The sequence below is a fragment of the Aeromonas sp. FDAARGOS 1417 genome (assembly GCF_019046985.1).
In the GTDB taxonomy this organism is placed as follows: Bacteria; Pseudomonadota; Gammaproteobacteria; order Enterobacterales; family Aeromonadaceae; genus Aeromonas; species Aeromonas veronii.
On record NZ_CP077221.1, the window covers coordinates 1,570,083 to 1,585,333 of the forward strand.

14 protein-coding genes and 1 riboswitch are annotated in these 15,251 nt (G+C 48.0%); of the genes, 6 read left to right on the top strand and 8 right to left on the bottom strand.

Annotation, left to right across the window (positions count from 1 at the left end):
• Window positions 1–188: 188 nt before the first annotated feature.
• Together I6L47_RS06850 and I6L47_RS06855 are read left to right on the top strand one after the other, a co-directional pair.
• The gene (locus I6L47_RS06850; RefSeq protein WP_216948959.1) at window positions 189–1,541 is read left to right on the top strand and encodes a site-specific integrase; all 1,353 of its coding nucleotides are present in this window, start codon (window positions 189–191) and stop codon (window positions 1,539–1,541) included.
• Between the two features lie 671 nt (window positions 1,542–2,212).
• On the top strand, window positions 2,213–3,055 hold the full coding sequence (locus tag I6L47_RS06855) for a GGDEF domain-containing protein (protein WP_224970031.1): 843 nt from the start codon (window positions 2,213–2,215) through the stop codon (window positions 3,053–3,055).
• A 45-nt stretch (window positions 3,056–3,100) separates the two neighbouring features.
• On the opposite strand, the gene I6L47_RS06860 is transcribed toward I6L47_RS06855, so the two are convergent.
• From I6L47_RS06860 to I6L47_RS06885, 6 genes are all read right to left on the bottom strand, one after another.
• A complete protein-coding gene (locus I6L47_RS06860; protein WP_120414208.1) occupies window positions 3,101–3,799 on the bottom strand; it encodes a TIGR02642 family protein in 699 nt (232 codons plus the stop codon).
• The gene (locus I6L47_RS06865; protein WP_216948960.1) at window positions 3,796–4,221 is read right to left on the bottom strand and encodes a hypothetical protein; all 426 of its coding nucleotides are present in this window, start codon (window positions 4,219–4,221) and stop codon (window positions 3,796–3,798) included. Before I6L47_RS06865 ends, I6L47_RS06860 begins: the two co-directional genes overlap by 4 nt.
• Window positions 4,218–4,547, bottom strand: a complete 330-nt coding sequence (locus I6L47_RS06870; RefSeq protein WP_005351636.1) for a nuclease domain-containing protein — start codon at window positions 4,545–4,547, stop codon at window positions 4,218–4,220. Before I6L47_RS06870 ends, I6L47_RS06865 begins: the two co-directional genes overlap by 4 nt.
• Window positions 4,544–5,131, bottom strand: a complete 588-nt coding sequence (locus I6L47_RS06875; RefSeq protein WP_216948961.1) for a DUF1367 family protein — start codon at window positions 5,129–5,131, stop codon at window positions 4,544–4,546. The genes I6L47_RS06870 and I6L47_RS06875 overlap by 4 nt, the downstream gene beginning before the upstream one ends.
• 314 nt (window positions 5,132–5,445) lie before the next feature.
• Entirely contained in the window at window positions 5,446–5,856 is a 411-nt protein-coding gene (locus tag I6L47_RS22475; RefSeq protein ID WP_254204831.1) for a DNA breaking-rejoining protein, read from the bottom strand.
• A gap of 222 nt (window positions 5,857–6,078) precedes the next feature.
• Complete coding sequence (locus I6L47_RS06885; protein ID WP_139733148.1) at window positions 6,079–7,719, bottom strand: methyl-accepting chemotaxis protein; 1,641 nt, start codon at window positions 7,717–7,719, stop codon at window positions 6,079–6,081.
• Between the two features lie 388 nt (window positions 7,720–8,107).
• Between I6L47_RS06885 and I6L47_RS06890 the strand changes: the two genes are divergently transcribed.
• The gene (locus tag I6L47_RS06890; RefSeq protein WP_005360892.1) at window positions 8,108–8,734 is read left to right on the top strand and encodes a heme-binding beta-barrel domain-containing protein; all 627 of its coding nucleotides are present in this window, start codon (window positions 8,108–8,110) and stop codon (window positions 8,732–8,734) included.
• A 47-nt stretch (window positions 8,735–8,781) separates the two neighbouring features.
• Here the strand turns inward: I6L47_RS06890 and I6L47_RS06895 are convergent, their stop codons facing one another.
• Both I6L47_RS06895 and I6L47_RS06900 read right to left on the bottom strand, forming a co-directional pair.
• On the bottom strand, window positions 8,782–9,237 hold the full coding sequence (locus I6L47_RS06895; RefSeq protein ID WP_234879982.1) for a hypothetical protein: 456 nt from the start codon (window positions 9,235–9,237) through the stop codon (window positions 8,782–8,784).
• A gap of 721 nt (window positions 9,238–9,958) precedes the next feature.
• Window positions 9,959–10,037, top strand: a riboswitch (cyclic di-GMP riboswitch).
• A 148-nt stretch (window positions 10,038–10,185) separates the two neighbouring features.
• Window positions 10,186–11,348 (bottom strand): IS3 family transposase gene (locus tag I6L47_RS06900; RefSeq protein WP_216947903.1). Its coding sequence is split into 2 segments (ribosomal slippage): window positions 10,186–11,093 and window positions 11,093–11,348, totalling 1,164 coding nucleotides; the frame shifts between segments, so codons are not numbered across the junction.
• 136 nt (window positions 11,349–11,484) lie between these two features.
• Here I6L47_RS06900 and I6L47_RS06905 point away from each other — a divergent pair.
• From I6L47_RS06905 to I6L47_RS06915, 3 genes are read left to right on the top strand one after another with little or no spacing between them, the layout of a single operon-like run.
• Complete coding sequence (locus tag I6L47_RS06905) at window positions 11,485–12,828, top strand: diguanylate cyclase (RefSeq protein WP_005351627.1); 1,344 nt, start codon at window positions 11,485–11,487, stop codon at window positions 12,826–12,828.
• On the top strand, window positions 12,821–14,161 hold the full coding sequence (locus I6L47_RS06910) for a glycosyltransferase (protein ID WP_120414204.1): 1,341 nt from the start codon (window positions 12,821–12,823) through the stop codon (window positions 14,159–14,161). Before I6L47_RS06905 ends, I6L47_RS06910 begins: the two co-directional genes overlap by 8 nt.
• Window positions 14,161–15,210 (top strand): HlyD family secretion protein, encoded by a 1,050-nt coding sequence (locus tag I6L47_RS06915; RefSeq protein WP_005351625.1) that lies wholly within the window; start codon window positions 14,161–14,163, stop codon window positions 15,208–15,210. The genes I6L47_RS06910 and I6L47_RS06915 overlap by 1 nt, the downstream gene beginning before the upstream one ends.
• The last annotated feature ends 41 nt before the right edge of the window (window positions 15,211–15,251 follow it).

Here is a 15,251-nt window from a genome sequence, read left to right on the forward strand (position 1 = left end):
CTGACCTTCGCATTACGAAGTCAATAAACTGACGTTTAATTCTGTCTTAACAATTCTAAATAGAATGAATATATCATTTGCATTCAATGAGATACAAGCAATCCCCATTCGCTCTTGTCCAACAACATACAACCCTATACGATGCCAAATGTGGTACCCCATGTGGTACCCCAATACGAGGTTTTAGGATGATTTCTCAAGATCGACAAGTCGCGGCAGCAGAGCTTAAAGAAGGTGCAACCGCAACCCGATTTGCTATCAGCTCTAAACATGGTAACGGGTTATCACTCGAGGTTCGGGCCGGTAAGCAAAAACGCTTCGTGTATAGATTTAGGCTACTTGGCAAGCAACAAACCATGGTCCTTGGACTATACCCTGCGATGGGACTTGCTCAAGCTCGTGAGCGACATTGTGTTGCGGTGGGGCAAGTCAAACAGGGCATCGATCCCCGTCAGGTTGTTGCAGAGGCTAAACAAAAGAACGAACAGATGCTCGTGCTTGATGAACTGTTTGAGCAATGGCTTAGCCACAAAGCCAGCGTAAAACGCCGTGATGGCGTTCGATCAGAGATTAGCCTTCGAACTGTCACTGATTATCGTCGAATTTACCAAACACACTTGCAAAAGGTCCTTGGTAAATATCGAATTTGCGATATCACCATGGCCGTCCTCCACCAACACTATCAGAAGCTACAGAAGGTCTCTCTGGAAGGGCTTCGCAAAGCAATGGGGATAATGAACCAGATGATGGAGGAGGCTATGCGACGACAGCTTATCAAGATGAGCCCCACGTTGGCACTCAAACCCAAAGTGTACAATGCGACCCCCAATCCACCTCGAGAGCGTTGGCTACGAATCTCTGAGTTACGAGCCTTGTGGCATGCATTAGAAGAGGGCGTTGAAGGTGGCGGAGCGTTAACAGCTGGTGGCCGTGGCATTGCTACGACTTCTGTTCTTTCTGGAAGTGTCGCCAATGCAATTAAAATCGTCATTTTGAGCGCGGTTCGTCGAGGTGAAGTGATATCGATGCAATGGGCACACTTGGATGGTGATCGCTGGACGATCCCGGAAACCAAAAATGGGCGCCCGCATGTGGTGACCTTGTCGCCTTTGGCTCAGGAAATAATTTCAGAGCAGCGAATGATAACGTCCTCTACCAGTCCATATGTGTTCGAATCGACGACGAAGCTGGGTCATGCCATCACAGGTGACGCACTTATGCGCGCCCTTGACCGGCTACAGAAGCGTAAGCTGGCTGAACTTGAGCCTTTCAGCGTACACGACCTGCGACGCAGTGTTGCAAACTGCTGTGGAATTGAACTTGGTGCAGGACCTCTAGAGATAGAGCATATGCTGAACCACCAGATTAGTGACAAACTCCTGCGAACTTATCAGGCGGGTGCTTTACGTAACCCTGAAAAACTGAGGAGTTTATTTCTTCGGTGGGGGGATATTGTGAAACATCAAATAGCCCAACATGAAGTAGAAAAATCACCTGATGCTATGGGGAATGTAATCCAAGGGACATTCGGTAAACGCTGAGTTTTTAGCTCGATAAGACCTAAGAAGGAAGCGGCCAATGGCCGCTTCCTTCTATGCTACTTTTTAGCTTTTCCTAGCCGTTGATGGCATCTTGCCAAACCAGTGTTCCGACAGCTTCTGAGCCTGTTTGACTTCTGGCTTGGTCATCATAACCTCCAGCTCTTCACGAGCTTGTACTACTACGATAGTTCCAAGACTACCTCTTAAGTTAAGAGGGGCGAAGTATCTGGATCTTCAAGGGGCCAATCTACTCACCGATGGATTCAATGTATCTCTGCAACATAATTTTCTAATAAAATTAAGGAGCGGTCGTCGTCAATGACAGGACCTCGCAAACATGACTGAGCGCGAATAGCACGGAAACGTTACAATAACAGTAAGCTGTTTAAAAACAATAGACTATATGAATGATAATTTCCGTTCTTCTCTGATGTAGTCAACTTGGCGATAAGCTATGCTTGATATCAATCATATCAGCTGCGCTAGATCTTTGCCTTCGAACCGTGCATATTACCCCACTTAATCTGCTGACATAGATAGCCTTAATTATCCCTGTTCATGTTGCTGTATGTGAAGGCTCCTCCTAAGGCACTAAACAGATTAGCGATGTGTGATTGTTGCAAACAACTACACTTGATGTTACAGGAATGGTTATTAATAATGGTGTCTTTATGAGCAAAACAGCAATAAATTTTTCTGATATTTTTATTAAATATTTTCCTGGGTTTCTATCAGTAAGGGACAGCAAACACCGGATTGTCTATATAAATGAACCATTTAGAGAATGGGTTGCAAGTCTCACAGATATGAACATTATCGGTTTAACGAATGATGATATCTGTGACTTAGTCGATGGCAATGTCGCAAATGTATTTGCCCAATGCCATGACTTGACTCTAACATATATGGATAACAATGAAGAATCCAATAAGATTATGTCGTTTAAATTTGACGATAACGTGCATTATTTTGATGTCACAAAATTTAAGAGTGTAGTGGAAGATGAGGTATATATATTCACCTTAGCAACAGATATAACTGACTCATACAATGAAAAAATGTTGTACCAAAAACAAGCTAAAACGGACCCACTGACTGGAATTTATAATCGAAGTGTTCTAGAAGACCTACAATTAAAATCAGATAACCTACTGATTTATATGGACCTTGATAATTTTAAATACATCAACGATTCATTTGGTCACTTAGCAGGTGATAAGGTTTTGTGTGATGTAGCCAATATTTTGAAGAAAACCTTCCGGCATGATGACTACATCGTGAGAATGGGGGGTGATGAGTACCTTATCATCATCGACTGTACTGAAGATGTAGATGTGAAAGAGGCATTACAAGAAATCGAAATACGATTCAAAACTAAATTCCAAAAGAATTACCCTCAGCTTTCATTTTCATTTGGTTACAACCGCTTTGAGTCAAACATAGATACGACCTTAGATATCATTGACAGGAAAATGTACAAAAATAAAGCAACCAAAAAAGCAACGCCTACATGAGTTAAGCGCAGTGACTCCATGGGGGCTGACACGATAGGAAGAACCTCACTCCATGACCATTTCCCGAACCTGCCGCTCCATAGCCTTAGTGAGATCTGACGCTTGGTAGATCACCTCATCCACCATGCTCTCTACAGATAGTTGTACTTCCCCTCCGAATCGACGGGAGACCAGAGCAATGTCAGGGGCCACACGCCCGGTATCATGACACTTGGGACACTCGCCACCGATTCGTAGCCGCCTGCCGGTTCCAGTGCAATGTGGACAACGCCCGGATATCAGCATCTCATCAACACAGCGACCATGCGCGGTATTTAGGATGGCATTACGCTCATCTAGCAGGCGCAGATATTCATGATCATTACCGTGACGGTGAGCCCGCTTGGCCTTCTCCATTACCACTGCAGCACGGCGGCGCTCTTTGTCATAGTAGGGATGAGATAGAACGAGCCTCTCCAATTGCTCTGGCAGTGGACGTCGTAGCAGGATAGCCAATGCCATACGCCCTACCTCCGCATTACACAGGCCATCGTTGAAGTGAGCCTGCAGCGCCTCTATAGCTTGTTTGTCGATCAGGTGATCAGCCATCAGATACTGCAACCCCTGGGGATTATCCTTGGAGGCTATCTGTAGCGCACCAATCAACTCGTCACGCCCCAGAGCGCTGAAATTACGGGAGGTCGGTTCATGGAGAGCTCCTTTTGGTGAAAACAGGCGCAGTGCCATTTCCAATGCTTTGCTCATGGGGTGGTCCTCAAGTGATTGGTATTCCGGTCAAATGCTTTCAGCAACCAGGCGCGCAGCTGGCCAGTCTTGATATGCTCAGGAGTAACTTCGATGACGGACCATCCAAGCAATGTGGCCTCATTCATCTTCACTCTGTCCTCAACGAACCCTTTGCCCCGGGTGTGCCGCCCCCCAGAGTGGATCCCGCCGTGGCTCTCAAGGGCGATCATGTTGAGTGACCAGGCATAGTCAAACCTCCATTTTCGAACTGGGTGGAATAGCAGCTCGGTCTTTGGCTCCGGAAAACCAACTAGCTCGGCCATCACATTGCCATGCAAGCTGTCTACCTGTTGAACTGTCTTCAGTTGCTCAACTTCCCGCTTAGCTTTGGGGTAATTAGCAAGCAGACGACTAGCTTCAAGGGCTGATAGGTGGATCATGTTGCCCCTTTCACACTAATAAGCCCGCGCACTACCCACTGATGCAGTTGGCGGATCAGGGCGAAGTAGAGGACTTCCTCCTTCTCTCCCGGTAGCCAGCCATAGTTGAATCGTCCATCGATGGCATCGTGGCACGCTGCACAAGCCTCGACTGCAATCAGATCATCACCCTTCAGGGCCATCCCATGAGGCATACTCGGCAGATGAGCCAACACCGTCGTCTCGGTACCGCCTTGGCACACACCAAGCAACTGCAACTTGCACAACTGCCCTCTGGCGCTATTCCGCAGTGCTTTCGAGCGAATAGGGCTAGTATCAAACCTCATCCAGAAAATCCCATCAGCTGAGCAATGGTATTCTCAGCCTCAGAGCCAAACTGCTGATTCAACACATAGCGCCAACACACACCGAATACAGCTCGATATAGAGCTGAAAATTCGGCCTGTTCCATCTTGTTAAACCGAATGCTTTTTGGTTCTTTGCGCATCCCACCATCCGGCAGTATAACGATAGTGAAATATCCAGCCTCGACAGTCAGCCACTTGCGCATTACCTCGAATGACTTTTCAGCTTGAGGTCCATGACGCTCGACCCTGTTAATGGCTAACAGCTCGATGAACTCATCCTTCGCTTGGTTAAGTGCCTGAGATGAGCCAAAATGTGAGAGGTAACGAACAAAGCGATTCAAGATCCCCTGCTCTGCTGGTGACACCATTCCGCCTGCAGGTTCCCAGTAATCGAAAGTCAGATTGAGTAATGCGAAGAAGCGGCGATGAAAAGCAGGATTACGGCGCCCGCTTCCTTTGGCTTGAATAAATGAGCCAATGGGTAATGATCGGATCGCTTCAGCATCAGCTGGGGTGGAAGGAACCAGCACGCCGCCAGACATTTTCAGCAGAGTCAGCTCCATATAGTGCTAATAAAGACTGGTCTGGTTTGAAGAATTTTAATATTCTTGGTCACGCTTGGCCCTTTTTAGGTTAATAGCCGGATGGTCTAGTTTCGGCATAACCATGGTAAGGCCAAAGTTTGATCAATGTCACGCACCAGTAATTGTGATATTATTGTGTTAGCGAGATATAGAAAACAATCGAGTCTAATCGAATTGATTTTAACAGAAAATAATTCATATCGGTTTTCAATCAAGCCCCAAGCATAATGCTCGGGGCTTTCTCTCAACATCGTAAGCGCGCTACAGAATGGCCCACATTAACCTTATAAAGCTTAGCCACTAATTTTTACATAAAGCTTGAAATCATGCTTGGCTTTACTGCTTTTGTCTGCCCCCATCTGATAAACTCGAATGGTATAAGTCCCTTTCATCGGCAGCTCACCTTCAAAGCGGTCACCTTTCATAGCACCAGAGAACATGGCATCAGCAGTACTACCAGGAGGAAGGATATTAAAATATGTGTTGTACTTGGTGTCCAATGTCACAAGCATCTTCTGGCCCTTGTTGGCCGTTAACTTATAATCCAAGTTCTGATCACCTTTGATCGAACTGTAAATTGTTGTCTCCGACATCCCTTTTTTAAACTGAACCTGCTGAGCCTTGCTATCATTTGCAGCAAATGCAGGCCAACTACTACCAAACAATCCAATCGAGCAGGCCAATACTAGCATCGTTTTTTTCACGTTATAACCTTCTTGTTGGGTGAGCCTCGCCAAATTTTACTGATTCAGAGATGAAGGTCTATCTGAAATTTACGTATAAGCTCTAATAACAAAAACAGTAATATCTATTGCTATATCTGTGGTTTCTTACAACCGTCAAATATTGAATAAGCGCCAGCACTTGTCTAATAAAAAACACCGGCTATCAGCCGGTGTTCAACAAAGACATATCCTTTCCCAGGCTTAAATGCGGAATTTCCTGACTACATCTTGTAACTGAGTAGCTAAGTGGTTCAAGTCATGGCATGCCTGGGACATCTGCTTAGCGCCTGCTGCGACTTCTTCCGAAGCATTGCTGATGTTGACCACGTTGCGATTCAGTTCTTCACTCACAGCCCCCTGCTCTTCTGTAGCAGTGGCAATCTGGATATTCATATGCGAAATACTGCTGACAGCACTGCTGATCTCCGAGATTGACGCCCCTGCTTCCCGGGCGATGGTAACCGTTTCAACCATCATGGTCTGACTTTGCTGCATCGTGGCTCCCGCTTCATTCGCTCGTTCCTGCAGTTCGGAGATGATACCGTTTATCTGGGAGGTGGAGTCTTGGGTTCGTTTAGCCAGCGTTCTGACCTCATCGGCCACGACTGCAAATCCACGCCCTTGTTCGCCAGCTCGAGCTGCTTCAATCGCTGCGTTCAGCGCCAGTAGATTGGTCTGCTCCGCAATGCTTTGAATTACCTCCAGCACCATGCCGATATTGCGGCTATCATCGCCCAGCTGGCGGATCACCACTGCAGTATGCTCTATCGATTCACCCACCTTCTCGATACGCACGATAGAGTTGTTCACTGTGTTACTACCCTGAAGGGCTGTTGTACTTGCCTGGGTTGCAGCACTGGCAGCATCGTTAGTATTGCGGGCTACCTCCTGCACAGTGGCCTGCATCTCATTCATAGCTGTGGCCAGTTGGTTCAGCTCATGCTTTTGACCATCCATATTATGGGCAGACTGCAAGGCAACGGCACTGATCTCTTCGGTTGCAGAACCGAGCTGAACCACAGAGCTTGAAACCTCATTTACGAGCATCCGCAAGTTGTCCTGCATCTCGTTCAAGCCCTTGGCCAGCATGCCGAGTTCATCATGGGAAAAGACTTTCATATCGAGCTTGCTGGTGAGGTTACCAGCAGATACCTGATGAATTTGCTCTAACAAAACCATGATCGGATTGCGGATCTGACGGATAAGTAGTAGAGCCGCCAGGATCACAAAAACCACCGTGCCTGCTCCCATTGAAATGCTGAGTGTTTTGGCGTTGTCATAAACTACCTTATCATGAGCGGCCATCTCATGAGCAATCCGATCATTTTCTGCACGCAGACTCAAGGCATCCTGCCCAGCCTTTTCCAAGGCTTGCTTCGATTCGTTATTGATAAGGGACTTTGCTTTGGTCATGTCACCTTGCTCAACGGCCGTCAACAGAATGGAATGGACAGAAAAGTAATCCGATGCGGCTGCGACAAGGTTCTCGAAGTATTGTTTGTCCCTCTCTGAGACAAAATCCATCTTGGAATATTGTTGTTGCGCAGCCTCAAAGTCACGTTTACTGCTCTCAAAACGTTGTTTGTTGGTACTAATCGCACTCTGATCACTATCTTGAATACCAATCAGCATGCTCAACTCAGCCCGGCGAGCATCAAGCAAGGCCGTATGCATTTGGCTTGAAGCTCGTATTGACGGAATGACGTTGTTAGTGATCTCGGTTGTATCACGGTAAATGTTCGATAGTTGGGTAACAGAAAACCAGGCAAAACCCAGCATCAGCACCACAAGGGCCGAAAAAACAGTTATCAGTTTATTGCCTATTGTCATTGATTTACGCATCTGCCCATCCTTATTAACTTTCATATCAACGCTTTATGTTCCACATTTAATATCGGCGTCAAAAGTTTGCACCTTAACAAAAAACGATGACCCTAAACTAATAACATTTCAAACAATACATAGCCCTCTCCTACAGCAATAAAATTGCCTAACCGTAAGTATAGAATATCGTAACTAAAAATTGATCTAGATTGGCATTGAGATTTTTTCGCTATAACCATGATCATGTGTTAAATCAAATTTGGTTTTTATTAAGAGTAAAAAACAAATCCGGCCTCACAAAAATCACATCACACAATTAAATATAATTGACCATCATCTACCGCTCTTTTTAAAATCCCCTAGCTTGCAGAAAATAATAAAAAGCTGAACCATACAGGAGTCTTTTATGAATAAGCTTGTAATACCCGCCATTTTACTTGCCAGCTCTACGCTGGCGCACGCAGATTCAGACACAACAATAAATGGCTTGGATTTTGGTCCCTTGGCACAGCTAGTGGGAACATGGAAAAGCACGGACACTGGTGGTGTAGACGTAGCCCCAGGGCAAGAAGGGAGCAAGGTTGGTAAGGGTGGACCTGCGGTCGAACCGTACTATGAGACCTTTACCTTCGAGCCCGCTGCGGATGCAAAAAACGCCAGTGACCAATATTTAGTTGCGATGTATTACAAGCAAGAAGTATTCAGAAAAAGTGACAACGGTAAGTTTCATGACCAGCGTGGTTATCTGATTTACGATAAAAAAAATCAGATGATCTACAACTCATACTGCATACCTCGTGCAGTTTGTGTTGTCGTCGAAGGTAAAGCAGGAAATAAGGTTGATTTTAAAACAGGGAAGCGTGGAATTGCTGAAAGTAGTTATATGTCAGCAAATGATTCAACGACTGACTTTATGATGTCACTTGATTTCTCTGTTAAAGATCAGCTCAAGTATAATCAGACGACAAGTCTGCAAGTGTACGGTAAACCATTTGCACATTCTGATAGTGGTACATTAATTAAAATCAAATAATGTGAAGAGCCAAGGTGATTTCACCTTGGCTTTTTTAACTGCAAAATTCATATAAATTCCGTATGCAGTTCCAGCTCATCACTAGACCAATTGGTATTCAACACATTTGCATACCATAGCGTCAAAACCACATCCATCTGATTGTTATGCTTCAATGAAGCTGCGGCATCACACGCTGCAATAACTTCTTGCCATAAGTCATCAGGGTTAATCGGTGTGGATTTATCTTTAGAGGAAAGGATGTCGAGTGCTGTCGCGACATATTTCTTAGTTTTGATGGCTGTATCATAGTGGATTGGCATAATGCAACTGATGCTACCCAAGCTGCAGAGGGTCAGGAATGTTACCTTCGGGTTGTTTTTATACTGCTTTTTTTCGCCTAAGTCCTCTCCGAATGCTTCAAATATTGCCATATCCCAAGCAGTGATATGATCATAGTTGTTCTGCACCATTAAATGTACGGCCCTAAGTGCTGCTCCGCCGTATTTTCCATAGATAATCATAGGCACCCCCAAATTTTCCACATCATATACCACAATTAGCAGGGTGAGTTTTTTAATTATCTATTGCTGTTATCGATGAAATCTATTACTGACAACTTCAGTTATAAAAAAATAGAATTTGATTTAGATCAAATATATTGTGCTATTAGGCTACATTAATTGATGTTAATGTCAGAATAAACATATTGGAATATGAAGCTGAAAGATGAACCACGCAATTCTTTCTCAACTAGCCCGAGCACCTAGGGCTACCTCCCTACATGCGCCGGGGCTAGACTGCCCCCCCGACCTCAATTACTGCTGTTAAGCATTCCAACTCATCATGAGCCTGCCTAGTTTCAGATATTTCTTGAGTTACCACTAAGTAAGAATTCTCCGGATACGCAACCCCCTCCCTTTCCTTAAGCTCCCTCTGCCTCTGCTACCACTAATCCAGCCCGAGCCACAAACAGTGTCAGAATTGTTATCAAATGACGCCATCTGTCGTAGTCAGCAAGCCTCGCAACTCTGTGTGTCTACACCGGCAACAAGGGAAGGCGGGGCACAATAGAGTCCCCCTAGTTTATTAAACCTCGGATGTAGGCCAAGCAATTCGTAGTGCTGTTTATTGCCTCAATAGTTGTAGGAAAAACAAGGTCTCGAATGGCAGGCTACCGAACATGATTAATTGATAACAATTCCTATTTCCAAGCATTGACTAAGTTTTGCACAAGGTTGTATTTATCCACCTCGCCACTCCCGATGTGAGTCGGGTTCGGAAAGCTACAGATCTCTACACCTGAGACGGCTGAGCTGCAGATTGAGTATGGCATCAGTTATCAGTTCTCAACCCTCTGTGTACTTTCGCCATATCCAGGACGTTGATCGATTTAACGGCAGTGCCATTGGTATCGCTCTAGGTTGGGAAGCTCGCAGTCTCTCTCCCCACAGTTGTTGACACTGTAGTGGTCAACTAAATCCGGACACTTGGTTAGGCCGAACCTCGGCTTTTGCTGGCGGTATCCCGTCATTGTGGTGATGTGGACGCCGCCAGTTGTAGTAATCCATCAGGTAATAACTGATATCCCGCTTCGCCTCTCGCAAGCTCATATATCCCATAGCCGGGAGCCACTCTGACTTCAGGCTCCTGAACAGTCGCTCCATCGGGGCGTTATCCCAGCAGTTGCCACGCCGACTCATGCTCTGGGTCATGCGATAGCGCCACAGTCGTTGCCGAAATGCCCGGCTGCCATATTGGCTGCCCTGGTCAGAGTGAAACAGCACGCCTGACGGACAACCTCGTTGCTGATACGCCATCTCAAGTGCTTTGATGGCCAGCTCTGCATCAGGCTTATCAGACATCCCCCAGCCCACGACCCGCCGGGTGTACAGGTCAAGAATCGCTGCCAGGTAACGCCAACGACCACCTGCCCAGACGTAGGTGATATCGCCACACCACACCTGATTGGGTTGCTGGACATCAAATTCGCGGGCCAGCAGATTGGGAATGTCCGGTCGTTCAGACCGAGCGACCTGATAGCGATGAGCGCCCGGTTGCTTGGATACCAGACCGGCTTCCTTCATCAGGTTACGTACTTTGAATCGACCAATCTGATACCCCAACTCCCGCATCATCGACATCAAGGCGCGGCTGCCCGCTGAGTTCCGGCTTTCTTTGAACAAACGGCGCAACTCACAGCGCTGTTGCATACGTTCACGGTTAATCGTCCGCCTGCGAGCCAGATAATCGTAAAAACAGGAGGTGGGAACATCGAAAGCGCAGCAGACCAGAGTGATGGGGGCTTGCTCCCTTAATCGGTCTATCAGCGCGTACGTGTGAACTCGTCCGCCATCAAGAGAGCAGTAGCCTTTTTTAGTATGTCCTTTTCACGTTCGAGCTGGTTGATGCGGGCTTCCAGCTCCTGAATTTTCTGCTGCTCCGGAGTCAGTGCTTTGCTGATTGGGGTTGTGCCGCAGCGTTCGGATTGGAGCTGCTGAACCCAGCGACGCAGTACGGTTTCACCGACATCCAGTGAACGGCTGGCTTCAGGGACAGAGTATCCCTGGTCGAGTACCAGGGATGCGGCTTCGAGTTTGAATTCGGCAGTAAATGAGCGACGTAATCTTGTCATTGAACACCTCAGGTCATGGTGGCGACTGTACCACCTAAAATGGTGTCCGGGATGATTAGACCACTACAACCAGTACACTAACCCTCTTACAGGGTGGCACTCTATATTTCAGTCTGTGGAAAGAGGTTATTTCCTCATGATGAGTACAAATGAACAACCCATCCAGATCGCTCTACTAGGGGCATCGATGGATCGTGTTACCCAGCATATAACCGATTGGTCTCTATGGGACCCAGCACAGCAAGCAGTGCTGCTACTCAATTTACCAGCAGATGAGCAAGACCAGGTCTTGCTGGCGGTTCGCCGTGATCCCGACCGTTATTTGCATCCCGTTTTCTGCCTAGAAGCCAGCCCGCTCTCGCCCATATTGGCAGATGGTCTGCTTGGCCAACTGGATGAGCGGGTACCTCATATACTTGAACGTCTGTCCCTACTGACACTGCGTGAACACCCAGATGAGATGGATAAATTAGCCTGGTACAGCTGGCCGCGCGCTCACTTCCGCTTGTTACCACACTGGCAGGTAGGTTGCCGTCAAGGCTATAGTTATCCTCTGCTCGATTGTCTATTAGGCAGCGAGTCCATAGGCTCTTTGCCACAACTGGTGTCTGAACGTCTGTTGCAGAGCGAACAACTGGTGGATCGCGTGCGCCTGTGCAACCGCTGTCGCTCAGCTCACCTGAACTTTGTCGATGTTTGTCCGGAATGCTCCCATATTGCCCTTGAGGCTAAACCGGCTGTTCACTGCTTCACCTGTGGCCACGTTGATGACCAAGATTCCTTCATGCAACAGAGCACGTTGCGTTGTCCCAAATGTGTCACCACCTTGCGTCACATAGGGGTGGACTATGATCGCCCACTGGAGAAGTATCGTTGTCTCTCGTGTAACGCTCGTTTCATCGAAGCTACCGTATTGGCGCGCTGTTATGAGTGCGGTCAGTCAAGCAAACCGGATGATCTTGTGGTGACGCCCATCCATGAATATCGCATTGGCAAGCTGGCGCATCATATTGCCCGGGAAGGCAGCCAGCGGTTGCATCTCCCCCTAGCTTGGGGAGCTCCTATGGCTATAGAACACTTCCCTTGGTTGCTGCAGTGGAGCAACCGCCTGCTACAGCGTCACGGCGGCAGCCATACGCTGCTCGCTATACAGGTTGAGCATCTGGCCGAGTTTCGAGCAGAACTGGGGTTGCTAAAAGCTTTCCAGAGGCTGGCAGCTCTGCTTACTCGCCTACAAGCACAATTTCGGGATACAGACGTAGTTTGCCAGTACGCAGATGACTTGCTGCTGCTCCTGCTCCCATACACGGATGCAGATGACAGAGAGATATTGCAGAGCCGGATCCTGGCGATGAACAATATTGAGGGACTGGACACACTGACACTCAATGTGAAGATGCAACCCCTACCTGTCAGCCTGGGTGAAGACGCCAACCTATGGCTGAGTCACTGGCTGGATGGGAGCATCCAGCATGCATGATTGGCTGAGAACCGTTTATTACATCCTGATAGATATACTGGGCAGTCTGTCGGTTTCACCTCGGATGATTCTGCTGCTGTTGCCCATGCTGCTGTTGGTTGAAGTTCCACTAATGGCGCTGACGCTGACCGGAATCCTCAAGTGGTATGCCCGTCAGGAGCCCAGAGTGTCCGACCTACCGCTGTCACGACGCTGCCCCAGCGTCTCTTGTATCATCACCTGTTATGGAGAGGGGAATGCGATCCGCTCCACTATATTGACCCTCAAGGAACAGCTATATCGCGGTCATATGGAGATCATCGCGGTCATTGATGGCGCCAATGCCAACGCTCATACCTACCAAGCGGCCTTGGACTGTGTCCGCGAGTTTCAGGGATGCGAGAACCGAACCCTGGTGCTGTTGCCTAAGTGGCAACGTGGCGGACGGGTATCGACCCTGAACGCAGGCCTATCGGCGGCAACCGGTGAAATAGTGATGAATGCCGATGGGGATACATCCTTTGACAACAATATGATCGATGAGATTGTCGCCTGTTTTGATGATCCCAATATTCCAGCCGTCGGCGGAGCATTGCGAGTGCGCAACCTGCAGGCTGGGCTGCTGACCCGGATGCAGGGGATTGAATACATGATCTCCATGCAGGGCGGCAAAACCGGCTTAAGCGAGTGGAATCTTATCAACAATATTTCGGGGGCATTCGGGGCATTTCGTCGTGATTTCCTTCGCCAGATTGGGGGATGGGATACACACACAGCAGAAGACTTGGATCTGACATTACGGATCAAACACTACCTCAAGCGTCACCCCAGTCTGAAGATAGGGTTTGCCCCTAAAGCCATAGGCCATACTGATGCCCCTTCGGATCTAGTCACTCTAGCCAAACAGCGTCTGCGCTGGGATGGTGACCTGCTTTTCCTCTATCTGCGCAAGCACAAGCTGTCACTTACACCTCGCATATTAGGATGGAAAACCTTCCTGTTCACTCTGGTCTATGGGGTGGCGCAAAACGTGGTGCTGCCACTGCTAGTCATGGGATACACGTGGTGGCTGATCTTCAGTTATCCGAGTCAGTTTGTGATGGCCTTAATGCTCTGTCTCTATCTGGTTTACCTATTTCTCACTTTGATCAATTTTCTGGTGTTCCTGCTCGCAATATCAGAACGGCCCAGAGCCGATCTGAGACTGTTGCCTTGGTTGTGCCTCTATCCGGTTTATACCCTACTGATGCGTCTGTGGTGTGCCGTAGCACTTTTGAATGAAATATTCCGGCGCGGCCATGAAGAGAGCAGCATGGCGCCATGGTGGGTTCTGAAACGAGGAAACAAATTCTGATGAAAGTCACATTCACCCCCCCTAAAAAACAGGATGCCACCTCGGAACAGGGGATCCGAGTATTGTATGCCCCCGCGAAACGGATGGCATTCAAGGTGCGATGGTATCTGATCCTGATACTGGCCTTCAGTCCTGTCATCATACTGCTCTGGTATCTGGGACGAGAGTGGTGGCTAACTCAAGCACCAGCCATTATCACGACAGAGCCCCAGTTGGTGGTGGCCAATGGCGATGGCTTTATCCGCAATATCTACATGACACCGGGACAACCCGTCTCACAGGGGGATGTCTTGATGCAGTTTGAATCCCCTACACTCAATGTAAATATTGAGGCGCGCAAAGCCCGTTTGAAGGCGATTGTACTTAACAAGCAGCTCGACGAGCTTGAGATACTGCGCATCCTTGATGGACAAATCAGCATTGCTGAACGAGGCTCCCGTGAGCAGGAAGCTATCTACAAAGAATATGCAAACTACCGGCAGCAGAAACTGGTATCCAGCGCTGAATACGCCAGCGTTCTTCTGAGCTGGACACAGTCACTTATCGCGCTGCAAAAAGCCAAGGTAGACAAAACGCAACACATCTTACAAGTCAAAGAAGATCACCTGACAGGACCACTGGCCAGTGCTCGCCACTCTCTAGAACAGGAGTTGACGGAGATGGAAACCATGGCTATGCAGCAACAACCAGTAGCGCCTACCAGGGGCAAGGTCTCCGATGTGCTAGTACAAGCAGGGGACTGGGTCTTCTCGGGGGCTCCACTTGCGCTGATCTCCAAACGTGAGGATCCTCTAGTCCTTGCCTATGTGCAGCCCAAGTATTTGTCATCCATGGAGACGGGTCACAGGGCCATCGTCAAGTTACCCAGTGGTGAGCGTCTGGCAGCCAGAGTAGCTAGACCGGTCGAGCTAGCCGACAAATTGCCAGCACAATTGGCCGCTCCGTTTGAAGGGGAGAAAGCAACGCTCAAAGTAGCACTATCATTGGATGATAAGTTACCGCTCAGTCTTCAAGTTGAGGGGCTACCAGTCACAGTGCTATTTGATTGAGTCAAGGATTCAGCTCTAGGACGCAAGGGCCAGCCATATAG